The 23,706-nt window shown below is 53.4% G+C and carries 25 protein-coding genes; 16 read left to right on the top strand and 9 right to left on the bottom strand.

Going from position 1 to position 23,706, the window contains the following annotated elements; genetic code table 11:
- Positions 1-4 precede the first annotated feature (4 nt).
- Together OGV71_RS01375 and eutR are read left to right on the top strand one after the other, a co-directional pair.
- Complete coding sequence (locus OGV71_RS01375) at positions 5-550, top strand: ethanolamine utilization microcompartment protein EutK (protein WP_003838538.1); 546 nt, start codon at positions 5-7, stop codon at positions 548-550.
- Positions 551-598: 48 nt separating this feature from the next.
- Positions 599-1,651 carry an HTH-type transcriptional regulator EutR gene (gene eutR, locus OGV71_RS01380; RefSeq protein ID WP_003038041.1) on the top strand — a complete coding sequence of 351 codons (1,053 nt, stop codon included), beginning with the start codon at positions 599-601 and terminating at the stop codon, positions 1,649-1,651.
- A gap of 122 nt (positions 1,652-1,773) precedes the next feature.
- Here eutR and hemF read toward each other — a convergent pair whose 3' ends face one another.
- Both hemF and amiA read right to left on the bottom strand, forming a co-directional pair.
- On the bottom strand, positions 1,774-2,673 hold the full coding sequence (hemF, locus tag OGV71_RS01385; protein ID WP_016150736.1) for an oxygen-dependent coproporphyrinogen oxidase: 900 nt from the start codon (positions 2,671-2,673) through the stop codon (positions 1,774-1,776).
- Positions 2,674-2,675: 2 nt separating this feature from the next.
- A complete protein-coding gene (amiA, locus tag OGV71_RS01390; RefSeq protein ID WP_003038046.1) occupies positions 2,676-3,545 on the bottom strand; it encodes an N-acetylmuramoyl-L-alanine amidase AmiA in 870 nt (289 codons plus the stop codon).
- Positions 3,546-3,757: 212 nt separating this feature from the next.
- On the opposite strand from amiA, the gene OGV71_RS01395 reads away from it, so the two are divergent.
- From OGV71_RS01395 to cysM, 10 genes are all read left to right on the top strand, one after another.
- Positions 3,758-4,183, top strand: a complete 426-nt coding sequence (locus tag OGV71_RS01395; RefSeq protein WP_003038048.1) for a GNAT family acetyltransferase — start codon at positions 3,758-3,760, stop codon at positions 4,181-4,183.
- Complete coding sequence (locus tag OGV71_RS01400; RefSeq protein ID WP_003847269.1) at positions 4,170-4,619, top strand: DUF2919 domain-containing protein; 450 nt, start codon at positions 4,170-4,172, stop codon at positions 4,617-4,619. Before OGV71_RS01395 ends, OGV71_RS01400 begins: the two co-directional genes overlap by 14 nt.
- Positions 4,620-4,678: 59 nt before the next feature.
- The gene (locus OGV71_RS01405) at positions 4,679-5,254 is read left to right on the top strand and encodes an RpoE-regulated lipoprotein (RefSeq protein ID WP_049000854.1); all 576 of its coding nucleotides are present in this window, start codon (positions 4,679-4,681) and stop codon (positions 5,252-5,254) included.
- A 93-nt stretch (positions 5,255-5,347) separates the two neighbouring features.
- Positions 5,348-6,247, top strand: a complete 900-nt coding sequence (yfeX, locus tag OGV71_RS01410) for a porphyrinogen peroxidase (RefSeq protein WP_003838547.1) — start codon at positions 5,348-5,350, stop codon at positions 6,245-6,247.
- Positions 6,248-6,419: 172 nt separating this feature from the next.
- Positions 6,420-7,211, top strand: a complete 792-nt coding sequence (ucpA, locus tag OGV71_RS01415) for an SDR family oxidoreductase UcpA (RefSeq protein ID WP_003038057.1) — start codon at positions 6,420-6,422, stop codon at positions 7,209-7,211.
- A 157-nt stretch (positions 7,212-7,368) separates the two neighbouring features.
- Positions 7,369-8,385, top strand: a complete 1,017-nt coding sequence (cysP, locus tag OGV71_RS01420) for a thiosulfate/sulfate ABC transporter substrate-binding protein CysP (RefSeq protein ID WP_003038059.1) — start codon at positions 7,369-7,371, stop codon at positions 8,383-8,385.
- Entirely contained in the window at positions 8,386-9,219 is an 834-nt protein-coding gene (gene cysT / locus OGV71_RS01425; RefSeq protein WP_003038061.1) for a sulfate/thiosulfate ABC transporter permease CysT, read from the top strand. It begins immediately after the preceding gene.
- Positions 9,219-10,094, top strand: a complete 876-nt coding sequence (cysW, locus tag OGV71_RS01430) for a sulfate/thiosulfate ABC transporter permease CysW (protein WP_003038064.1) — start codon at positions 9,219-9,221, stop codon at positions 10,092-10,094. The genes cysT and cysW overlap by 1 nt, the downstream gene beginning before the upstream one ends.
- Positions 10,084-11,181 (top strand): sulfate/thiosulfate ABC transporter ATP-binding protein CysA, encoded by a 1,098-nt coding sequence (cysA, locus tag OGV71_RS01435; protein ID WP_003038066.1) that lies wholly within the window; start codon positions 10,084-10,086, stop codon positions 11,179-11,181. The genes cysW and cysA overlap by 11 nt, the downstream gene beginning before the upstream one ends.
- A 67-nt stretch (positions 11,182-11,248) precedes the next feature.
- A complete protein-coding gene (gene cysM, locus OGV71_RS01440) occupies positions 11,249-12,160 on the top strand; it encodes a cysteine synthase CysM (protein WP_171278920.1) in 912 nt (303 codons plus the stop codon).
- Positions 12,161-12,251: 91 nt separating this feature from the next.
- Here the strand turns inward: cysM and OGV71_RS01445 are convergent, their stop codons facing one another.
- Positions 12,252-12,968 carry a type 1 glutamine amidotransferase gene (locus tag OGV71_RS01445; protein ID WP_032937821.1) on the bottom strand — a complete coding sequence of 239 codons (717 nt, stop codon included), beginning with the start codon at positions 12,966-12,968 and terminating at the stop codon, positions 12,252-12,254.
- A gap of 13 nt (positions 12,969-12,981) precedes the next feature.
- A complete protein-coding gene (gene ptsJ / locus OGV71_RS01450) occupies positions 12,982-14,274 on the bottom strand; it encodes a MocR-like B6 salvage transcription factor PtsJ (protein WP_071697589.1) in 1,293 nt (430 codons plus the stop codon).
- Between the two features lie 82 nt (positions 14,275-14,356).
- Between ptsJ and pdxK the strand changes: the two genes are divergently transcribed.
- On the top strand, positions 14,357-15,223 hold the full coding sequence (pdxK, locus tag OGV71_RS01455) for a pyridoxine/pyridoxal/pyridoxamine kinase (protein ID WP_071697588.1): 867 nt from the start codon (positions 14,357-14,359) through the stop codon (positions 15,221-15,223).
- Complete coding sequence (locus tag OGV71_RS01460; RefSeq protein WP_003038077.1) at positions 15,220-15,459, top strand: hypothetical protein; 240 nt, start codon at positions 15,220-15,222, stop codon at positions 15,457-15,459. Before pdxK ends, OGV71_RS01460 begins: the two co-directional genes overlap by 4 nt.
- A 61-nt stretch (positions 15,460-15,520) precedes the next feature.
- On the opposite strand, the gene crr is transcribed toward OGV71_RS01460, so the two are convergent.
- The 5 genes from crr to cysZ all read right to left on the bottom strand — a co-directional run bounded on the left by crr (position 15,521) and on the right by cysZ (position 20,381).
- On the bottom strand, positions 15,521-16,030 hold the full coding sequence (gene crr, locus OGV71_RS01465) for a PTS glucose transporter subunit IIA (protein ID WP_000522253.1): 510 nt from the start codon (positions 16,028-16,030) through the stop codon (positions 15,521-15,523).
- Positions 16,031-16,070: 40 nt separating this feature from the next.
- A complete protein-coding gene (gene ptsI / locus OGV71_RS01470; protein WP_003038080.1) occupies positions 16,071-17,798 on the bottom strand; it encodes a phosphoenolpyruvate-protein phosphotransferase PtsI in 1,728 nt (575 codons plus the stop codon).
- 45 nt (positions 17,799-17,843) lie between these two features.
- Positions 17,844-18,101 carry a phosphocarrier protein Hpr gene (ptsH, locus tag OGV71_RS01475; protein ID WP_003038086.1) on the bottom strand — a complete coding sequence of 86 codons (258 nt, stop codon included), beginning with the start codon at positions 18,099-18,101 and terminating at the stop codon, positions 17,844-17,846.
- 383 nt (positions 18,102-18,484) lie between these two features.
- A complete protein-coding gene (cysK, locus tag OGV71_RS01480; protein WP_003038091.1) occupies positions 18,485-19,456 on the bottom strand; it encodes a cysteine synthase A in 972 nt (323 codons plus the stop codon).
- A gap of 163 nt (positions 19,457-19,619) precedes the next feature.
- Positions 19,620-20,381, bottom strand: a complete 762-nt coding sequence (gene cysZ, locus OGV71_RS01485) for a sulfate transporter CysZ (RefSeq protein WP_003038094.1) — start codon at positions 20,379-20,381, stop codon at positions 19,620-19,622.
- A 230-nt stretch (positions 20,382-20,611) separates the two neighbouring features.
- Here cysZ and zipA point away from each other — a divergent pair, with 230 nt between their 5' ends.
- Both zipA and ligA read left to right on the top strand, forming a co-directional pair.
- Positions 20,612-21,619 carry a cell division protein ZipA gene (gene zipA / locus OGV71_RS01490; protein WP_204583382.1) on the top strand — a complete coding sequence of 336 codons (1,008 nt, stop codon included), beginning with the start codon at positions 20,612-20,614 and terminating at the stop codon, positions 21,617-21,619.
- A gap of 71 nt (positions 21,620-21,690) precedes the next feature.
- Entirely contained in the window at positions 21,691-23,706 is a 2,016-nt protein-coding gene (gene ligA, locus OGV71_RS01495) for an NAD-dependent DNA ligase LigA (RefSeq protein ID WP_003038099.1), read from the top strand.

The following is a 23,706-nucleotide window of genomic DNA, read 5'->3' on the forward strand; positions in this document are numbered from 1 at the left end:
AGTGATGATCAATGCACTGGGATTACTGGAAGTGGATGGCATGGTGGCTGCCGTGGACGCGGCCGATGCCATGCTGAAAGCCGCGAATGTGCGCCTGCTTAGCCACGAAGTGCTCGATCCTGGTCGGCTGACGCTGGTGGTGGAAGGCGATCTGGCGGCATGCCGAGCAGCGCTGGATGCTGGCAGTGCAGCTGCAGCGCGTACAGGCCGTGTTATCAGCCGTAAGGAAATAGGCCGGCCGGACGATGACACCCAGTGGCTGATCGGCGGTTTTAAACGCCAGCCGAAGAAACCAGAACCGAAGAAACCAGAGCAGAAGCCTGAAGTGAAGTCAGATGTGGCCCCAGAGAAGACGCAGGAAGCACCTGTGTCATCTGAATCCTCTGATGAATTGCTGGCGCTGTTAACATCGGTCCGTCAAGGAATGACGGCAGGGGAAGTGGCTGCCCACTTTGGCTGGTCACTTGATGAAGCCAGAAATGCGCTGGAACAGCTCTTTTCTGACGGAGCGTTGCGTAAACGCAGTAGTCGCTATCGCTTAAAAAATTAACCTGTCGGAGGGCCGGGGGCTTCGTTGAAGCTTCCGGCTTAAAAGATCATGAAAAAGAACCGTACTGCAAACTTGCACCATCTTTATCATGAAGTATTACCCGAAGACGTTAAATTGACGCCGAAAGTGGAAGTGGACAACGTTCATCAACGGCGAACAACGGATGTGTATGAGCACGCGCTGACGATTACAGCCTGGCAGCAGATCTACGACCAGCTGCATCCGGGAAAATTTCATGGCGAGTTCACGGAAATCCTGCTCGATGATATTCAGGTGTTCCGTGAATACACCGGACTGGCGCTGCGTCAGTCATGCCTTGTCTGGCCAAACTCATTTTGGTTTGGCATTCCGGCCACGCGCGGCGAGCAGGGATTTATTGGTACCCAGTGTTTGGGTAACGCTGAAATTGCCACCCGCCCAGGCGGGACGGAGTTTGAACTAAGTACGCCGGATGACTACACCATTTTGGGGGTCGTCATTTCTGAAGAGGCCATTGCCCGTCAGGCCAACTTCCTGCATAACCCGGAAAGGGTGTTGCATATGCTGCGCAACCAGTCGGCGCTGGAAGTGAAAGAACAACACAAAGCCGCGCTATGGGGCTTTGTGCAGCAGGCGCTGGCGACGTTTAGCGAAAACCCGGAAAACCTTCGCCAACCTGCGGTACGCAAAGTGTTGGGCGATAACCTGCTGCTGGCGATGGGGACTATGCTGGAAGAAGCGCAGCCGATTATGACTGCGGAGAGCATCAGCCATCAGAGCTATCGTCGCTTGCTGTCGCGTGCGCGCGAATATGTGCTGGAAAATATGTCAGAGCCGCTGACCGTGCTCGACTTATGCAATCAACTGCACGTTAGCCGCCGGACGTTGCAAAACGCCTTTCACGCCATCCTCGGTATTGGCCCGAATGCCTGGTTGAAACGTATTCGCCTGAACGCCGTGCGCCGTGAGTTGATAAGCCCGTGGTCGCAGAGTGCGACGGTGAAAGACGCCGCCATGCAGTGGGGATTCTGGCATTTAGGGCAGTTTGCTACCGACTACCAGCAACTGTTTGCGGAGAAACCGTCGTTGACGCTGCATCAGCGTATGCGCCAGTGGGCGTGATGGTATAGCTTGAGTAGGCCTGATAAGGCGTTAGCCGCCATCAGGCAATTGTGCTTGCTGCGCTGCCGGATGGCGACGCCTTGCGTCTTATCCGGCCTACGAATTGTGTCGCTATCAGGCCATTACACCCAGTCGCGGACCTGAATAAACTCGCTAAGGGCGGCTTCCGGGCTGTTCGCTTCTGGCTGCCAGTCATACTCCCAGCGTACCAGCGGCGGCATCGACATCAGAATCGATTCCGTGCGCCCGCCGGTTTGCAAACCGAATAATGTGCCGCGATCCCATACCAGGTTAAATTCCACATAGCGTCCGCGACGATAAAGCTGAAAATTGCGTTCACGCTCGCCCCAGCTCATTGCTTTGCGGCGCTCAACGATGGGCAAATACGCCTCGGTATAACCCTTTCCAACAGCCTGCATAAAGGCGAAGCAGTGCTCGAAATCTGGCGTATTCAAATCATCGAAGAACAGCCCGCCAATGCCGCGCTGCTCGTTGCGGTGCTTGAGGAAGAAGTAGTCATCGCACCACTTTTTGTAACGGGGATAAACATCTTCGCCGAACGGCTGGCATAGATCCCGCGCCGTGCGGTGCCAGTGAACTGCATCCTCATCAAAGCCGTAGTAGGGCGTTAAGTCAAAGCCGCCGCCAAACCACCACACCGGGTCGGCGCCCGGTTTCTCCGCGATAAAAAAACGTACGTTGGCATGGCTGGTCGGAATGTAAGGATTCTGCGGATGTACCACCAACGAGACGCCCATCGCTTCAAAGCTACGCCCGGCAAGCTCCGGGCGATGTGCAGTAGCCGAGGCCGGCATTGCATCGCCATGGACATGAGAGAAGTTGACGCCTGCTTGCTCGAAAATACCGCCGTTACGCAACACTCGACTGCGCCCGCCGCCGCCCGCTTCGCGTTGCCAGTTATCCTCAACAAATTCGGTGCCGTCTATGGTGGATAACTGCTGACAAATCTCATCCTGCAGGTTGAGCAGGAACTGTTTTACGCGTTGTACATCGGGCTTCATGGTTAACGTTTCTTCGAGTGTGCTTTCTGGTTATCAAACCAGTGGAAATAGCTGATGATGCCATTGGCGATAGCGGTGGCGATTTTCTGACGAAACGCAGCCGTCCCCAGTAATCGTTCTTCTTCCGGGTTGGTGATGAACGAGGTTTCGACCAGGACCGACGGAATCGAAGGTGATTTTAGCACCACGAAGGCGGCTTGTTCCGTGCTACGACTGTGCAGACGGTGTACCGGCTTGATCTTCTTAAGAATATGCGAGCCTAACGTCAGGCTGTTTTTAATGGTGTCAGTTTGCACCAGATCGAACAGCACCTGCTGCAACAAATGATCTTTGTCGGTGGCCTTCTTCCCGGCGACTTCATCGGCCCGGTTTTCACGATCGGACAGATATTTCGCCATGGCGCTACTGGCACCGCGATTGGATAAGGCAAAGACCGAAGCACCCGCAGCGCTCGGATTGGTAAAACCGTCGGCGTGGATCGACATGAAAAGATCTGCGCCATGTTTGTGGGCGATCTCGACGCGATCGTAGAGCGGAATAAACGTATCGCCGGAGCGGGTCAGGCGTGCATCAATCCCCTGGTTGCGTAGGATTGAGCGCACGTTTTTGGCAATCGCCAGCACCACGTGCTTTTCTTTCGATCCGTTGCGACCAATTGCGCCGGTATCAATCCCGCCGTGCCCCGGATCAAGAACAACAACACGCTTAGCGCCTGATTTTTTCGCTTTCGGTTTGCTGTGTCCATTACTGGTCTTTAGCGCTTCTTCTTTAGCGATGGCTTGCGACATGCCTGACAGCGTCAGGGCGGCCAGCCCGGCTTTCAGCACCTGGCGGCGCGATGTGAGTGTTTTTAGTGGTTTAAAAGTGCTCATACGGCCTGAGTTGTAAAAAAAAGGTTCTAAACGTTATATCGTATCGCGTAGTCCGTTGCGACGGATCGAGATAAGAATTGTTTTACTTTTCATTTCAATACGTGACAATTCCGTATTATGCCATTTTTTCCGCCGCTTCGCGTCAGATATTGGCTAAATCAGCCGTTCGCGCCATAATCGCTTTTTAACGTCCTGAAAAGGTAACCAATACCATGGAAATACGCGTTTTTCGCCAGGAAGATTTCGAAGAGGTGATCACCCTCTGGGAGCGTTGTGATTTGCTGCGTCCATGGAACGACCCTGAAATGGACATCGAACGTAAAGTCAATCATGACGTCAGCTTGTTCCTCGTCGCTGAAGTGAACGGTGAGGTGGTCGGTACGGTGATGGGCGGATACGACGGGCATCGCGGTTCCGCCTATTACCTGGGCGTGCATCCTGAGTTTCGCGGTCGCGGTATCGCTAATGCGCTACTAAACCGGTTGGAGAAAAAGCTCATTGCCCGCGGTTGCCCGAAGATTCAAATCATGGTGCGTGACGATAACGATGTCGTACAGGGCATGTATGAACGTCTGGGCTATGAACATGCGGATGTACTCAATCTGGGCAAGCGTTTGATTGAAGATGAAGAGTACTGAGTTTCATCCGGCCGACTATGACGGTCATGGGCGTCTGCGCCTGCCTTTTCTCTTCTGGTGCGTGCTGTTGTTACAGGCACGCACCTGGGTTTTGTTTGTGATTGCCGGTTCTTCCCGTGAGCAGGGCAACACGTTGCTGAATCTGTTTTATCCCGATCATGACGCATTCTGGCTGGGTTTGCTCCCCGGCGTTCCCGCCGTGTTGGCGTTTTTACTCAGCGGGCGACGCTTTGCGTTTCCGGGAATCTGGCGCTGGCTGCGCGGATTATTGATTCTCGCTCAACTGGTGCTGCTGTGCTGGCAGCCGGTGATGTGGCTGGCAGGCGATCCGCTCAACGGTGTCGGGTTGGCGCTGCTGGTGGCGGATATCGTCGCACTGATCTGGCTGTTAACCAATCAACGTCTGCGCGCCTGTTTTTCCCTTGAGAAAGAATAACGGCACTTTTTGGGGAAACCGGACTCCAAGCAACGTTGATAAATAAGGAAGGAAGTGAAATGAAATCACTGCGTTTGACTTTATGCGCGATGCCGCTGCTACTGGCCGGGTGTTCAACGTTGTCCTCGGTGAACTGGTCTGCCGCCAATCCGTGGAACTGGTTTGGTTCTTCAACGCAGGTCACAGAGCAGGGCGTCGGAGCGTTAACGAGCGCGACACCGCTGGATGAAAAAGCCATTGCTGATGCGCTGGACGGTGATTACCGCCTGCGTAGCGGGATGAAGACTGATAACGGAAATGTGGTGCGCTTCTATGAAGCGATGAAAGACGACAAGCTGGCGATAGTCATCAATGGCAGCCAGGGAACCATTAGTCGTATTGATGTGTTAGACCACGATATTTCGTCAGTCGCGGGTGTCGAAATCGGTACACCGTTTAGCGACCTTTACACTAAAGCTTTCGGTAATTGCCAAAAGGCAACCGGCGATGACAGCGCAGGCGTTGAGTGTAAAGCTGAAGGAAGTCAACATATTAGCTATATTTTTTCCGGTGAATGGAGCGGGCCTGAAGATATAATGCCATCTGACGACACGCTGAAAGCATGGAAAGTAAGCAAAATTATCTGGCGGCGTTAATTTGCGTCTGAACAAATCGGCTTGTTAAAAAAACAGGTAGAATAGCGCCCATCAATGCCACGATGTCGTGGCATCTTTTTTTCAGGAGGAACAATGTCTCAGGTTCAGAGTGGCATTTTGCCAGAACATTGCCGTGCGGCGATTTGGATTGAAGCCAATGTTAAAGGCGACGTTGAGGCCCTGCGTGCGGCCAGCAAAACCTTCGCCGATAAGCTGGCGACCTTTGAAGCTAAGTTCCCGGATGCGCATCTGGGCGCGGTTGTCGCTTTTGGCAACAACACCTGGCGTGCATTGAGCGGCGGCGTCGGTGCTGAAGAGTTAAAAGACTTTATCCCTTACGGTAAAGGTCTGGCACCTGCAACCCAATATGACGTGTTGATCCATATTCTCTCTTTGCGTCATGACGTGAATTTCTCCGTTGCGCAGGCGGCAATGGAAGCATTTGGCGACTGTATTGAAGTCAAAGAAGAAATCCACGGTTTCCGTTGGGTCGAAGAGCGCGATCTCAGCGGCTTTGTTGACGGTACGGAAAACCCGGCAGGCGAAGAAACGCGCCGTGAAGTCGCCGTTATCAAAGATGGTGTGGATGCCGGTGGCAGCTATGTGTTTGTGCAGCGTTGGGAACATAACCTGAAGCAGCTTAATCGCATGAGCATCCATGACCAGGAAATGATGATTGGCCGCACCAAGGAAGCCAACGAAGAGATCGACGGTGATGACCGTCCGGTCACCTCTCACCTGAGCCGTGTTGACCTCAAAGAAGACGGTAAAGGGCTGAAAATTGTACGCCAGAGCCTGCCATACGGCACTGCCAGCGGCACGCATGGTCTCTATTTCTGCGCCTACTGCGCCCGTCTGCACAACATTGAACAACAGTTGCTGAGCATGTTTGGTGACACCGACGGTAAGCGTGATGCAATGCTGCGCTTCACCAAACCGGTAACCGGCGGCTATTACTTTGCACCGTCGCTGGACCGTTTAATGGCGCTGTAATGGCGATCTGATCCTGTTATCGGCCACGAAATAGACATCCCCGCATCGTCGGGGATTTTTTTTACCTGAGATTAACCTGATTTAGTGAGCTATTCCTCAGCACTAATTTGTTATTGCTGTATCTTCTGCGTGAATGAAGCGAAGGCTTCATATTCAAAAGGAGAATATTGAAATGGGAAAACTCACGGGCAAAACAGCATTGATTACGGGCGCATCTCAGGGTATTGGCGAGGGTATCGCCAGAACGTTTGCCCGCCATGGTGCGAACTTAATTCTGCTGGATATCTCCGATGAGATTGAAAAACTGGCGGATGAGTTGGCTGGGCGAGGGCACCGTTGCACAGCCGTTCACGCTGACGTCAGAGATTTTGCGTCGGTCAAGGAAGCGGTGATGCGCGCGAAGCAGATTGAAGGCAAAATCGATATTCTGGTGAACAATGCCGGCGTATGCCGCCTCGGCAACTTCCTTGATATGAGCGATGAAGATCGCGATTTCCACATTGATATCAACATTAAAGGCGTCTGGAATGTGACGAAAGCCGTTCTGCCGGAGATGATTGCGCGCAAAGACGGGCGCATCGTGATGATGTCATCGGTGACCGGCGATATGGTTGCCGACCCGGGCGAAACGGCCTACGCACTGTCGAAAGCCGCAATCATCGGTTTGACCAAATCCCTGGCGGTAGAATATGCGCAGTCAGGCATTCGCGTTAATGCCATTTGCCCAGGCTACGTTCGTACGCCGATGGCGGAAAGCATTGCGCGTCAATCTAACCCGGAAGATCCTGAATCCGTTTTAGTCGAAATGGCGAAAGCGATCCCGATGCGTCGTCTGGCCTGTCCGCTTGAGGTCGGTGAACTGGCGGCGTTCCTGGCCTCGGATGAGTCCAGTTACTTAACTGGCACGCAAAACGTGATTGATGGCGGTAGCACCCTGCCTGAAAGCGTTAGCGTCGGCGTCTGATTGATGCCGGTCTCCTCCTCACTCGGTGTGGGGAGGGATTCTCTTATTCTCTTTTCAACTTTCAAATCATCAAACGGTATATAAAACCGTTACTCCTTTAGCACTGGTTATAAATATGATGACCATAAGAAAGTCATTAAATTTATAAGGGTGCGCAATGGCCGTTAACTTACTGAAAAAAAGAACACTGACGCTGGCAGCCATGCTGTTGCTGGTGGGGCAGGCGCAGGCAACGGAACTGCTGAACAGTTCATACGATGTTTCCCGTGAGCTTTTTGCCGCCCTTAATCCACCGTTTGAACAGCAATGGGCGAAGGATAACGGCGGTGACAAACTGACGATTAAACAATCTCATGCCGGGTCATCAAAACAGGCTCTGGCGATTCTGCAGGGGCTGAAAGCCGATGTGGTGACCTATAACCAGGTCACCGACGTGCAGATCCTGCATGACAAAGGCAAACTGATCCCCGCCGACTGGCAAAGCCGCCTGCCGAATAACAGCTCGCCGTTCTATTCCACCATGGGTTTCCTGGTGCGTAAGGGGAACCCGAAAAACATTCATGACTGGAATGACCTTGTGCGTTCTGATGTGAAACTGATTTTCCCGAACCCAAAAACCTCCGGTAACGCGCGCTATACCTATCTGGCGGCGTGGGGTGCTGCGGATAAAGCTGACGGTGGTGATAAAACCAAAACCGAACAGTTCATGACCCAGTTTCTGAAAAACGTCGAAGTGTTTGATACCGGCGGTCGCGGTGCTACCACCACCTTTGCAGAGCGCGGTCTGGGCGATGTGCTGATCAGCTTCGAATCAGAAGTGAACAACATTCGTAAACAGTATGAAGCGCAGGGTTTTGAAGTGGTTATCCCGAAAACCAATATCCTCGCCGAATTCCCGGTGGCCTGGGTAGATAAAAATGTGCAAGCCAACGGTACTGAAAAAGCAGCTAAAGCGTACCTGACCTGGCTGTACAGCCCGCAGGCGCAAACCATTATTACCGATTTCTACTACCGCGTGAATAACCCGCAGGTGATGGACAAACAGCAAGATAAATTCCCGCAGACCGAATTGTTCCGTGTGGAAGATAAGTTTGGTTCGTGGCCTGAAGTGATGAAAACACACTTTGTCAGCGGTGGAGAGCTGGACAAACTGCTGGCGGCGGGGCGTAAGTAAATGTTTGCTGTTTCTTCCCGACGCGTGCTGCCCGGCTTCACTTTGAGCCTGGGTACAAGCTTACTGTTTGTCTGCCTGATATTGCTGCTGCCGCTGAGCGCGCTGGTGATGCAACTGGCGCAAATGAGCTGGGCGCAATACTGGGATGTGATTACCAATCCGCAGGTGGTAGCGGCTTATAAAGTGACGCTGCTGTCGGCGTTTGTGGCGTCGATTTTTAACGGCGTGTTCGGTTTGCTGATGGCATGGATCTTAACCCGCTATCGCTTTCCGGGCCGTACGCTGTTGGATGCACTGATGGATCTGCCGTTTGCGCTGCCTACAGCGGTGGCGGGTCTGACGCTGGCGTCGCTGTTTTCGGTTAATGGCTTCTACGGCGAGTGGCTGGCGAAGCTGGATATCAAGGTGACCTACACCTGGCTTGGTATCGCGGTGGCGATGGCGTTTACCAGCATTCCGTTTGTGGTGCGTACCGTCCAGCCGGTGCTGGAAGAATTAGGTCCCGAATATGAAGAAGCGGCGGAAACGCTCGGTGCTACGCGCTGGCAGAGTTTCCGTAAAGTGGTGCTGCCGGAGCTGTCCCCCGCGCTGGTGGCGGGCGTTGCGCTTTCTTTTACCCGCAGCCTCGGTGAGTTTGGCGCGGTTATCTTTATCGCTGGGAACATCGCATGGAAAACGGAAGTGACCTCACTGATGATTTTTGTTCGCTTGCAGGAGTTTGACTACCCGGCCGCCAGCGCGATTGCTTCTGTGATCCTCGGGGCTTCGTTGTTGCTGCTGTTTTCAATTAACACCCTGCAAAGTCGCTTTGGTCGACGTGTGGTAGGTCACTGATGGCAGACATTACCCAATTAAAACGCTATGGCGCGCCCCGCATCAACTGGGGGAAATGGTTTCTGATCGGCACGGGCATGCTGGTCTCCGCGTTTATTTTGCTGGTGCCGATGATTTACATCTTCGTGCAGGCGTTCAGCAAGGGATTAATGCCGGTATTACAGAACCTGGCGGATCCGGACATGCTGCATGCCATCTGGCTGACGGTGCTGATTGCGCTGATTGCGGTGCCGGTGAACCTGGTGTTTGGTGTGTTGCTTGCCTGGCTGGTGACCCGTTTTAACTTCCCAGGACGCCAACTTCTGCTGACGTTACTGGATATTCCGTTTGCCGTCTCGCCGGTGGTTGCCGGCCTGGTGTATCTGCTGTTTTACGGCTCTAACGGTCCGCTGGGTGGATGGCTGGATGAGCATAACCTGCAAATTATGTTTGCCTGGCCGGGGATGGTGCTGGTGACGGTATTCGTGACCTGTCCGTTTGTGGTGCGAGAGTTGGTGCCGGTGATGTTAAGCCAGGGCAGCAATGAAGATGAAGCGGCTGTGTTGCTGGGCGCGTCCGGCTGGCAGATGTTCCGCCGCGTTACGCTGCCGAATATTCGTTGGGCGCTGCTGTACGGCGTGGTGTTGACCAACGCCCGTGCGATTGGCGAGTTTGGCGCGGTGTCGGTGGTTTCCGGCTCGATTCGCGGCGAAACCCTATCGCTACCGCTACAAATTGAATTACTGGAGCAGGACTACAACACGGTCGGCTCTTTTACCGCCGCGGCGCTATTAACGCTGATGGCGATTATTACCCTGTTTTTGAAGAGCATGTTGCAATGGCGTCTGGAGAACCAGGAGAAACGCGCGCAGCAGGAGGAAAATCATGAGCATTGAGATTGCCAATATTAAGAAGTCTTTTGGTCGCACCCAGGTGCTGAACGATATCTCGCTGGATATTCCTTCAGGTCAGATGGTCGCGCTGTTGGGGCCATCCGGCTCGGGCAAAACCACGCTGCTGCGCATTATTGCCGGGCTGGAGCATCAGTCCAGCGGGCATATCCGTTTTCACGGCACCGACGTCAGTCGTTTGCATGCTCGCGACCGTAAAGTGGGATTCGTATTCCAGCACTATGCGCTGTTTCGTCATATGACCGTTTTCGACAATATCGCGTTTGGTCTGACGGTCCTGCCACGGCGTGAGCGCCCGAATGCGGCGGCCATCAAAGCAAAAGTCACCAAACTGCTGGAGATGGTTCAATTGGCTCATCTGGCGGACCGCTTCCCGGCGCAGCTTTCTGGTGGGCAAAAGCAGCGTGTGGCGTTGGCGCGTGCGCTGGCGGTAGAGCCGCAGATCCTGCTGCTCGACGAGCCGTTTGGCGCGCTCGATGCGCAGGTACGTAAAGAACTGCGTCGTTGGCTGCGTCAGCTGCATGAAGAGCTGAAGTTCACCAGCGTGTTTGTTACCCACGACCAGGAAGAAGCGACGGAAGTTGCCGATCGCGTGGTAGTGATGAGTCAGGGTCATATCGAGCAGGCTGATGCGCCGGATCAAGTCTGGCGCGAACCGGCTACCCGTTTTGTGCTGGAGTTTATGGGGGAGGTTAACCGCCTGCAGGGGACGATTCGCGGCGGCCAATTCCATGTCGGCGCACACCGCTGGCCGCTGGGTTATACGCCTGGTTATCAGGGACCGGTGGATCTGTTTCTGCGTCCGTGGGAAGTGGACGTCAGCCGTCGTACCAGCCTGGATTCGCCGTTGCCGGTACAGGTACTGGAAGCCAGCCCGAAAGGACACTACACCCAATTAGTTGTCCAACCGCTGGGGTGGTATAACGAACCGCTGACGGTCATCATGCAGGGCGATGATTCCCCAAGCCGCGGCGAGCGGCTGTTTGTCGGGCTGCAAAATGCGCGTCTGTATAACGGCGACCAGCGCATTGAAACGCGTGAAGAGGAACTTGCTCTGGCGCAAAGTGCCTGATAGGTTAAAAAGTATGTTTATCGCCCGGTAAGCGCTGCGCCCCCGGGCTTTTTTACGAGCTCAAAACGTGAACACATTAGAACAAACAATTGGCAATACGCCTCTGGTGAAACTACAACGTCTGGCGCCGGATAACGGCAGTGAAATTTGGGTCAAGCTGGAAGGCAATAATCCCGCGGGTTCGGTGAAAGACCGGGCTGCGCTGTCGATGATTGTCGAAGCGGAAAAACGTGGAGAAATTAAGCCTGGTAATGTGCTGATCGAGGCTACCAGCGGTAATACCGGAATTGCTCTGGCAATGATCGCCGCGCTGAAGGGCTACCGCATGAAGCTGCTGATGCCAGACAACATGAGCCAGGAGCGCCGAGCGGCGATGCGTGCTTACGGGGCTGAACTGGTTCTGGTGACCAAAGAGCAGGGGATGGAAGGCGCGCGTGACTTAGCTCTTGAAATGGCGCAGCGCGGAGAAGGTAAACTTCTCGACCAATTTAATAATCCGGATAACCCGTACGCGCATTACACCACCACCGGACCGGAAATCTGGCAGCAGACGTCAGGTCGTATTACCCACTTTGTCTCCAGTATGGGAACAACAGGCACTATTACCGGTGTGTCGCGTTTTCTGCGTGAGCAAGAAAAAGCGGTTACTATCGTTGGCCTGCAGCCGGAAGAGGGCAGTAGTATTCCGGGAATTCGCCGCTGGCCTGCGGAATATATGCCGGGCATTTTTAACGCCTCGCTGGTGGATGAGGTATTGGATATTCATCAGAACGATGCGGAAAACACCATGCGCGCGCTGGCGGTGAAAGAGGGTGTATTCTGCGGCGTTAGTTCCGGCGGCGCGGTAGCCGGAGCGATTCGCGTGGCCGAACAAAATCCGGGAGCGGTGGTGGTGGCGATCATCTGCGATCGCGGCGATCGCTACCTTTCAACCGGCGTGTTTGGCGAAGAGCACTTTAACCAGGGTTCAGGGATTTAGTTTGTAGGCCTGATAAGCATAGCGCCATCAGGCAAACGTACGGCACGATCGCCGGATGACGACGTAAAGCGTCTTATCCGGCCTGCCATAATCAATCGTTACGTTTTTCCACAAGCTTATCAAGGAATTGCCACAGCTTCTCATTCATCTGCTGATAATCCCATGCGCGCATCTCTTCAACGGAGCGGATGAAGCGCTTGCCTTTAGCTTCCGCCAGTTCTTGTTCGGAGTGTTGAATAAGCCCTTCTATAGCATCAGCCGTAAATTCCATATGGCACTGAAAACCATAGACGAAATTACCGTATTGTACGATTTGTCGCGGGCAGCCCTCGCTTGTGGCGAGAATTGTCGCCTGGTCGGTTAATCCAGGCATATCGTTGTGCCAGTGACCGACGGTAAGCGGTGAACCAAAATGGCTGAACAACGGATGCTGTTGGCCTGCTTCGGTCAGGGTGATCGGGTAGTGACCAATCTCTTTTTCCGGACTCTGGCACACCTTCGCACCCAGCGCTTCGCCGATTAACTGTGAACCCAGGCAGATCCCCACCACAATTTTACGTGCCGCAATCGCCTGATTGATCAGATGCTGCTCGGCCTGAGAATCAAAGTACGGGCACTCTGCCAGCGTGGTCCGGGGGGACTGCGGACCGCCAAACACCACCAACATATCGAAGCCATCCGCGTTCGCAGGGACCGTTTCCCCGGCGTAAACGTGCGACCAGGTGATGGTATAGCCGCGTGATTCAGCCCACGGCAGATACGCGCCAGCAGATTCAAAAGACTCATGAATAACAAAATGAACTCGCACTTTTTCTCTCCTGTTAGCGCTTTAGCGCCTGATGGATATCAGTCGCCAGCTTATCAATGTCGCTGTCTGATAATGTTGACAGCGTAATGCGCAGGCCGTGGGCAGGCGTATTGACGCCAAACACTTCGCCTTCGCGTACCAGCCAGCCGGACTTTGCCAGCGCAAAAGCGATCGCCTGGCTGTTATCTTCCAGCGGTAGCCACATATTCAGACCGTCACCAACGGGCAACTCAATGCCATGTCGCCGCAGAGCTGCCGTCAACTTTTGCTGCTGGGCAGCGTAAAATTGCTGAGTTTGCGCCAGCGTGTGTTGGTAAGTCTCGTCATTCAGGCAGGCGCAGGCCAAATCCTGCAGCAGATGGCTGACCCACTGACTGCCGGAGTTAAGCCTTAAACGTAGCTTCCCTGAAGTGAGCGGATCGCTGGCCACAATGGCCAGGCGTAAATCTGGTCCTAACGTTTTTGACATCGAGCGGACAACCGCCCAGTGCGTGGTTTCCTTCGCAATCACCGGATACCAGTGGCAAGCAGATAGCAGCGCAAAGTGGTCGTCGACAATCACCAGCGTCTGCGGATAGCGGGCCAGAATTTCCTGCAATTGCGCCGCGCGTGAGGCGCTCAGGCTGCATCCTGTCGGGTTATGCGCGCGCGGTGTCAGAATTACTGCCCGCGCGCCTTTCTGTAGCGCGAGTTCCAGCTGGCCCGGCAGCATGCCTTCGCGGTCAACGCTGGCCGGGTTTGCTGAGAATCCGGCATAGCGCAGCATGTTGATGCTGCTTAAAAAGCATGGATCTTCTACGACAACGCTATCACCAGGCAGCAAATGGGCGCACAGTAGCCGTTCGATAGCATCAATGGCACCGCTGGTAATATCAATTTCCCCTTTGCCGGGGATTGCATTTTGCATCCATTGTGATGCCCACACCTTAAGTCCAGGTGACACAGCGGCATCGCCGTACAAGCGCGGACTCTTATTTATCTTCGCAAAATAATTACTCAGCTCAGGAAGTCGCGAGGGCGCTGGATTACCGCCGGAAAGATCGATAAGCGGGGTATCCGGATTACCACCTTCCAGTGCTACGGGGGCAGTAATCCCCTTAATCACCGTACCGTTGCGTCCCAGGCTCTGTGCCAACCCGGAGGAGACCAGGCGTTTGTAAGCCGCCGCGACAGTATTGCGGTTCACGTTTAATTCCGTTGCCAGTTCCCGCACTGGCGGTAACGTTTCTCCCACTGCCAGCGTGCCTGTAGTGACATGTTGACGGATACTGTCAAAAATTTCGTTAGCGGTTTTTCCGTCGATCATTATTGACCTATGACAAAATGAATTTTAGCATATGACGATAATAGTGAGGCGTAGACCCGCTGTCCAGCGAGAGGAGAAATTTATGGAGCAGGAGAGTGATATCCAGTCAGTGCTCTTCGACGACACGCATCGGGCGTTACAGACCGATATCGTCGCCGTTCAGTCACAGGTGGTTTATGGCAGCGTAGGTAACAGCATCGCCGTCCCGGCCATTAAAGCGCAGGGGTTACGCGTGACGGCAGTACCTACGGTGCTGTTCAGTAATACCCCGCATTATGAAACCTTCTACGGCGGCGTTATTCCAGCAGACTGGTTTAGCGGTTATCTCCGCGCCTTAAACGAGCGTGATGCCTTGCGCGAGCTAAAGGCGGTGACGACAGGGTACATGGGCAGCGCGGAACAAATCGCCTTGCTGGCACAGTGGCTGAAAACCGTTCTGACTACGCATCCGGACCTGTGCATTTTGGTCGACCCCGTGATTGGCGATACGGATAGCGGTATGTATGTTAAAGCCGAAATTCCGGAGGCTTATCGTCAGCACCTGCTACCGCTGGCTCAGGGGCTGACTCCAAATGTGTTCGAGCTGCAAATGCTGAGCGGAAAGCCGTGTCGTACGCTTGATGAAGCCATTACGGCGGCACAATCACTGCTCACCGACACCCTGAAATGGGTGGTGATCACCAGTGCGCCGGCGGATACGGAAGAGATTATTCATGTTGCGGTGGTGACGGCTGAAACGGTTGAGGTGTTAGCTCATCCGCGAGTGAAAACGGATCTGAAGGGGACTGGCGATCTGTTCTGTGCCGAGCTGGTGAGCGGCCTTGTGATGGGGAAAGCGCTGACGACCGCGACGCACGATGCTGCACAGCGGGTGCTGGACGTGATGACGTGGACGCACCAGTGCGGCTGTGATGAATTAATTCTGCCACCGGCAGGGGAGGCGCGATGAAGAGTTACCGGCTGGTAGTTCGCCAGAATGGGCGTATGGTTGGACACTTTGATACCTGCGGGACAGCGGCACTGGAAGATATCTGCGTGGCGCGGGCTATGTTCGGCATTGCGGGTGGTTACGACTGTGAGTTGTTAGTGGCGGATTCGGAACGACGGATGCTGGAGAGCGGGCCGGAGGGCATGAAAATCCTGATGCGCGAGGCGTGTTATCGCCCGGTGACTGCACACATTTAATGGCGGATGAAGTGTATAAAAAAATGGCGCCAATCGGCGCCATTTTTCTCTGCGGCAAGAATTACTTCTTGATGCGGATAACCGGGGTTTCACCCACGGTCACGCTACCGGACAGTTTGATCAGTTCTTTGATTTCGTCCATGTTGGAGATAACAACCGGAGTCAGGGTAGACTTGGCTTTTTCTTCCAGCAGCGGCAGATCGAATTCAATAACCGGGTCGCCCACTTTCACGCGCTGACCTTCTTCAGCGATGCGTTTGAAGCCTTCGCCTTTCAGTTCAACGGTATCAATACCGAAGTGAACAAACAGCTCAATGCCGCTGTCGGATTCGATAGAGAAAGCGTGGTTGGTTTCAAAGATTTTGCCGATGGTGCCGTCAACAGGAGCAACCATTTTGTTACCGGTTGGTTTGATAGCGATGCCATCACCAACGATTTTTTCAGCAAAAACTACATCCGGCACGTCTTCGATGTTGACGATCTCGCCAGAGAGCGGAGCAACAATCTCAATAGTTCCGGTGTCTTTCTTATCATCAGAAACCAGAGATTTCAGTTTATCGAACAAACCCATGATCTTCTCCTAAGCAGTAAATTGGGCCGCATCTCGTGGATTAGCAGATTGTTTTTTCTTCAATGAACTTGTTAACCAGCGTCATTAACTCGTCCGTTGTCGGTTGAGCAAGAGCCTGCTCTGCTAACACCTTCGCATCTTCGAAGTTCGTGTTACGGATAATCTTCTTAATGCGCGGGATAGAAATGGCGCTCATAGAGAATTCGTCCAGACCCATCCCCAGCAACAGAAGTGTAGCACGTTCGTCGCCTGCAAGCTCACCACACATGCCAGTCCATTTGCCTTCAGCATGAGAAGCATCAATAACTTGCTTGATCAGCGTCAGCACAGATGGCGACATCGGTTGGTAAAGGTGTGAAATCATATCATTACCACGGTCAACTGCCAGGGTGTACTGCGTTAAATCATTGGTGCCGATACTAAAGAAATCAACTTCTTTGGCTAAATGACGCGCAATTGTTGCCGCAGCCGGTGTTTCCACCATCACGCCAATCTCAATGCTCTCGTCAAATGCTTTACCTTCGTCGCGCAGTTCCTGTTTGTAGATTTCAATCTCTTTGCGCAGTGCACGCACTTCTTCAACAGAGATGATCATTGGGAACATAATGCGCAGTTTACCGAAAGCAGAGGCGCGCAGAATCGCGCGAACCTGGTCACGCAGGATCTCTTTACGATCCATGGCGATACGCACGGCACGCCAGCCCAGGAACGGGTTCTCTTCTTTCGGGAAATTCATGTACGGCAGTTCTTTATCGCCGCCGATGTCCATGGTGCGAACGATGACCGCCTGAGAGCCACAGGCTTCAGCAACGGCTTTATACGCAGCAAACTGTTCTTCTTCAGTTGGCAGCGATTCACGGTCCATGAACAGGAATTCGGTGCGGTACAGACCCACACCTTCAGCGCCGTTACGTTCAGCGCCTTCAACGTCACGAACGGTACCGATATTAGCGCAAACTTCAACCTGATGTCCGTCCAGCGTGATAGCCGGCAGATCTTTCAGCTTAGCGAGTTCCGCTTTCTCGGTTGCAACCTGCTCCTGAACGGCACGCAGTTGCTCGATAACGTCGTTGGTCGGATTGACGTAAACCTGATTGTTTACGGCATCCAGAATCAGATAGTCGTCGTTTTTAACCTGAGAGGTGACGCTACCCGTACCGACGATGGCAGGCAGTTCCAGAGAACGCGCCATGATAGAGGTATGGGAAGTACGTCCGCCCGCGTCAGTAATGAAACCCAGCACCTTGTTCAGGTTCAGCTGTGCGGTTTCTGACGGGGTCAGGTCTGCGGCTACCAGGATAACTTCTTCCTGAATAGCGCTCAGGTCGATAATTGCCAGACCCAGGATGTTACGCAGCAGGCGTTTACCGATGTCACGTACGTCAGCCGCACGTTCTTTCAGGTATTCATCATCCAGCTCTTCCAGGGCTGTGGCCTGACCTTCGATAACTTCATGCGCGGCTGCATCAGCCGTCATGTGCTTATCTTTAATCAGGGCTATGATTTCCTGCTCCAGCTCCTCATCTTCGAGCAGCATGATATGCCCTTCAAAGATGGCTTCTTTTTCTTCACCGAACGTTTCACCAGCTTTGGTTTTGATCGCTTCCAGTTGCGCAGATGCCTTGGCACGACCGCTCAGAAAACGTTCAACTTCCTGATCAACCTTGTCGGCAGAAATTTTTTTCCGGTCAATGACGATTTCGTCTTCTTTCAGTAGCAATGCTTTACCGAAAGCGATACCCGGGGATGCTAAAATGCCTGAAATCATAACCCTACCTTACTTGTGACTGATATTTAAAAGAACTCGTTGAACTTACTCGAGTTCAGCCATCAGTTTAACCAGATGCTCAACTGCTTTCTGCTCGTCTTCACCTTCTGCGGACAGGGTAACAACGGTACCCTGAGTCAGGCCCAGAGTCTGCAGTTTAAACAGGCTTTTGGCGCTAGCGCTTTTGCCGTTGGAAGTCACAGTAATATCAGAAGTAAAGCCTTTTGCTTCTTTAACAAACTGAGCAGCAGGGCGAGTATGCAGACCGTTCGGAGCGGTAATGGTAACTTCTTGCTGGAACATTATATTTCCCCAACTTATAGGTTTAGTGTTGTGGAACTAAAGTCTAGCCTGGCGGTTCAACTTTAGCCTGTATTGTTAGCATCGGCGTAAACTGGACGCGACACAAAAGGAGTTCGGTGCAATCCGTTGCTGGCAACTTCTTGCCGCTGACGTTTCGTTCGTCATTAAACATTATGCCGCGAAAGGAAGAGTTGAACCAAATCATAAAATCGATTCAGCTAGCGCTTTTCCTGTAACGATTAATTTCGCGCATCAAAATAATTAGCTTGGTTAAATACCAGTTCTGGTGGGTTGAATCAATGCCAGGCGAGTTGAAACTTTGAAGCAGGCCACAAAAAAGCACCCAAATGGGTGCTTTTTTACGCGTTTTTAACATGCTGGCATTACTGTTGCAGTTCTTTCTCTGTGAAGAGATCGGCAAACAGTGCAGTGCTCAGATAACGCTCACCCGATGACGGTAGAATAACCACTATATTCTTATTGGTAAAGGTTTCATCTTCCTGCAGCTTAAGCGCGGCAGCAACAGCAGCGCCGGAAGAAATGCCCGCCAGAATACCTTCTTCTTCCATCAGGCGACGCGCAGTAGAGATTGCTTCATCATTGGTGATGGCGACGACTTTATCGATAAGTTTCAGATCAAGGTTGCCTGGAATGAAACCCGCGCCAATCCCCTGAATTTTATGTGGGCCCGGTTTAAGTTCTTCACCCGCCAGCGCCTGGGCGATAACCGGGGAGTCGGTAGGTTCAACCGCGACGGTGATCAGATCGGTTTTGCCTTTAGTGCCTTTGATATAACGGGTCACACCAGTCAATGTACCGCCGGTACCTACGCCGGAAATAAAGACATCAACCTGGCCATCGGTATCTTCCCAGATTTCCGGGCCGGTGGTTTTTTCGTGAATTTCCGGGTTCGCCGGGTTGCTGAACTGCTGCAGCAGCAGGAACTTCTCCGGATCGCTGGCGACAATTTCTTCCGCTTTCTGGATTGCACCCTTCATCCCTTTTGCGCCTTCGGTCAGCACCAGGTTCGCACCCAGAGCTTTCAACAGCTTGCGGCGCTCAATGCTCATCGTTTCCGGCATGGTCAGAGTCAGTTTGTAACCGCGGGCTGCGGCAACGTAGGCTAGCGCAATCCCCGTGTTGCCGCTGGTCGGTTCTACCAGCTCAACACCCGGTTTCAGTACACCACGTTTTTCGGCATCCCAAATCATATTGGCACCGATACGGCATTTGACGCTAAAGCTCGGGTTACGAGATTCCACCTTCGCCAGAATGCGTCCGTTACCGATACGGTTCAGTCGAACCAGCGGCGTATGACCGATAGTCAGCGAGTTGTCTTCAAAAATCTTACTCATGGCCTGTCCTTAACTGTATGAAATTGGGATACCGCTTCAGCATACCTGTTGAGAAAGTATGGGGAAGTAAGGAAATCGCATATCTATATGCTGATGGGAAATAATGCCTTGCAGTATGGAATAAGAGCGGGCATAAGCCAGCCCGCTTTTACACATTTTTGCATTACTTCCATAACGCGTGCTTAGCACGATAGCAGTCTACCCACATCGCCGTAGCACCACAAACCGCGACCGGCATGATGAACAGATTGAGCACCGGAATCATGGTGAACAAACTGGTTAATGCGCCAAATTGCATATTGGTGACCTTGCGTGTGCGCAGCGCGACGCGCATCTCCTTAAAAGGCACCTTATGGTTATCAAACGGATAATCGCAGTACTGAATGGCCAGCATCCATGCGCTGAACAGGAACCACAGCACCGGGGCGACGGTCTGCCCAATACCCGGAATGAAATAGAGGATCAGCAACACGATGGCGCGCGGGAGATACCACGCCAGCTTTTGCCATTCACGTTTCATAATACGGGGAACATCTTTCATGATGCCGAGAACGCCGGTGTCAGGCGGTGTTGCGCCCGTTAAGCGCGCTTCCAGTTGTTCAGCCAGCAGACCGTTAAACGGCGCGGCAATCCAGTTGGCTATGGTGGAAAACAGGTAGCCGAACACCAGTAGTACGGAGATAGTGACAATCGGCCACAGCAAGTAGCTGAGCCACTGAAGCCAGTCAGGGACGTGACTCATCAGCGAGGGGATCCAGCTATCGAGTTGTGTGAATAGCCACCAGAATGCGCCGCCCATCAGCAGGATATTCACCAGCAAAGGCAGGATGACAAAGCGACGAATGCCCGGTTGGGTGATGAGCTTCCATCCCTGTGAAAAGTAATAAAGGCCGCTGCGAGGTACGACTGCAGATGATGAAACCATGGTCAGGACATACTCCTTGTTATATAAGCTCTGGTAAACTTTGCGTATCTTACCGGGTTGTTGAGCGTTAAGCTGTTCAGAAATGTTCGAAAAAACAGCAAAAAGCACAATTTTGTTCATCTTTATGCCGTGAAAGCCAAGAGTGCACTTGCACTTGGCGTAATCGACAAATACTCTTAGTGAGTAAATGTTTGCCGTGGTGGCAAGGTGTTAGAACAACAGAGAATATAATGATGCAGGATTTGCGTCTGATATTAATCATTGTTGGCGCGATCGCCATAATCGCTTTACTGGTACATGGTTTTTGGACTAGCCGTAAAGAGCGGTCTTCTATATTCCGCGATCGCCCACTGAAACGCATGAAGTCTAAACGTGAAGACGAGGATTCGTTCGACGACAACGTCGAGGAAGACGAAGGCGTGGGCGAAGTTCGCGTTCATCGTGTGAATCATGCTCCCGGTAACGCGCAGGAACATGGTGTTCCTCCTCAGTCGCCGCAACACCAGTACCAGCCGCCTTATGCGTCGGCTCAGCCGCGTCAACCCGCGCAGCAGCCTGCACAAGCGCCGGTACCGCCGCCGCATGCTCAGCCGCAGTCTGTACAACCGCAGCAGCCGGTGCAACATCAGCCTGTTCAGCAACAACCTGTACAGCAGCCGATGCAGCATCAGCCCGTTGCTCCGCAGGTTCAGCAGCCCGTGCAGCAAGCTCCGCAACCTGCGCCGCAGACTTTCCAGCCCGCAGAGCCTGCCGTTGAACATCAACCGCAGCCTGAGCCGGTAGTTGAAGAAGCGCCAGCTGCTGAAAAACCGCAGCGTAAAGAAGCGGTCATTATTATGAACGTTGCGGCGCATCACGGTAGCGAGCTCAACGGTGAAGTGCTGCTCAATAGCATTCAGCAAGCCGGCTTTAAATTTGGCGATATGAATATTTTCCATCGTCATTTGAGCCCGGATGGCAGCGGTCCGTCGCTGTTCAGCCTTGCCAATATGGTTAACCCAGGAACGTTTGACCCCGAAATGACGGGTGATTTCAGCACCCCTGGCGTAACTATTTTTATGCAGGTTCCGTCCTATGGGGACGAGCTGCAAAACTTTAAGCTGATGCTGCAGTCCGCACAGCACATCGCCGATGAAGTGGGTGGTGTGGTGCTTGACGATCAACGTCGCATGATGACGCCGCAGAAACTGCGCGAGTATCAGGACCGCATCCGCGAAGTTAAAGAATCTCGCGCCTGATTCTCCTTTGGCGTGACATCTCCTTGCTAAACCCCCGCCTGTCGGGGGTTTTTTATCATTGATGGTGCGATATGGAATCAATCGAACAACAACTGACAGAACTGCGAACCACGCTTCGCCATCATGAGTATCTCTACCATGTGATGGACGCGCCGGAAATTCCCGATGCGGAATACGATCGTCTGCTGCGCGAACTCCGCGAGCTGGAAGCGCAGCATCCGGACCTTATTACCCCTGACTCGCCAACCCAACGCGTTGGCGCCGCCCCGTTAACGGCGTTCAGTCAGATTCGCCATGAAGTGCCGATGCTGTCGCTGGATAACGTGTTTGATGAAGAGAGTTTTCTCGCCTTTAACAAGCGCGTACAGGACCGGCTGAAGAGTACGGACAAACTAACCTGGTGCTGTGAGCTGAAGCTTGACGGGCTGGCGGTGAGTATTCTCTATGAAAACGGCGTGCTGGTTAGCGCCGCAACGCGCGGCGATGGCACCACCGGGGAAGACATTACCTCGAACGTGCGCACCATTCGTGCGATCCCGTTAAAACTGCGCGGCGATAACATTCCGACGCGTCTGGAAGTGCGCGGCGAGGTGTTCCTGCCGCAGGCCGGGTTTGAAAAAATCAACGAAGAGGCCCGCCGTACTGGCAACAAAGTGTTTGCTAACCCGCGTAATGCGGCGGCTGGGTCATTACGCCAGCTCGATCCGCGTATCACTGCGAAGCGACCGCTTACTTTCTTCTGCTATGGCGTTGGTGTGCTGGAAGGTGGTGTGTTGCCCGATACCCATCTGGGCCGTCTGCTGCAATTTAAAGAGTGGGGATTGCCGGTGAGCGACAGAGTGGCGCTTTGCGACTCTCCGGAGGAAGTACTTGCTTACTATCATAAGGTTGAAGAAGACCGACCGACGCTGGGATTCGATATCGATGGTGTGGTGATCAAAGTCAACTCTATGGCCTTGCAGGAACAACTGGGTTTTGTTGCCCGCGCGCCGCGTTGGGCGGTGGCCTTTAAGTTCCCGGCGCAGGAGCAGATGACCTTTGTCCGCGATGTTGAGTTTCAGGTTGGACGTACAGGGGCGATTACGCCTGTCGCCCGCCTTGAGCCAGTTCAGGTTGCCGGGGTGTTGGTCAGTAACGCCACCTTGCACAATGCGGATGAAATTGAGCGTCTTGGTTTGCGTATTGGCGATAAAGTCGTCATTCGCCGTGCGGGCGATGTCATCCCGCAGGTAGTGAACGTCGTGCTTTCCGAGCGCCCGGACAATACCCGCGAAATCGAGTTTCCCACCCACTGTCCGGTATGCAACTCTGACGTTGAGCGTGTGGAAGGCGAAGCGGTCACTCGTTGTACCGGAGGTTTAATCTGCGGGGCACAGCGGAAGGAATCATTGAAACACTTCGTTTCCCGCCGTGCGCTGGACGTCGACGGCATGGGCGACAAAATTATCGATCAACTGGTCGAGAAAGAGTATGTCCATACGCCAGCGGATCTCTTCACGCTGACCGCAGGTAAGCTGACCGGTCTTGATCGCATGGGGCCGAAGTCGGCGCAAAACGTAGTAAATGCGCTGGAAAAAGCGAAAGAGACCACGTTTGCCCGTTTCCTCTATGCGCTGGGTATTCGTGAAGTCGGCGAAGCGACGGCTGCAGGTCTGGCGGCATATTTCGGCACGCTCGAGGCGCTGGAAGCCGCCTCTGTTGAAGAGCTGCAAAAAGTGCCGGATGTCGGCATCGTGGTGGCGACCCACGTGTTTAATTTCTTTGCCGAAGAGAGTAACCGCGAGGTGATCGTCCAGCTTTTGGAGCAGGGGATTCACTGGCCAGCGCCGGTGGTTATCAACGCTGAAGAAATCGACAGCCCCTTCGCGGGTAAGACGGTGGTGCTGACCGGGAGCCTGAGCCTGATGTCGCGTGATGATGCCAAAGCACGACTGACCGAGCTGGGGGCAAAAGTGGCCGGTAGCGTGTCGAAGAAAACCGATCTAGTGATTGCGGGGGAAGCGGCGGGCTCTAAACTGGCAAAAGCGCAGGAGTTGGGCATTGAAGTGATCGACGAAGCTGAAATGATCCGCTTACTGGGTGCCTGA

Origin of the sequence: Citrobacter sp. Cf088 (genome assembly GCF_030334295.1) — a bacterium.
Lineage (GTDB): Bacteria > Pseudomonadota > Gammaproteobacteria > Enterobacterales > Enterobacteriaceae > Citrobacter > Citrobacter freundii.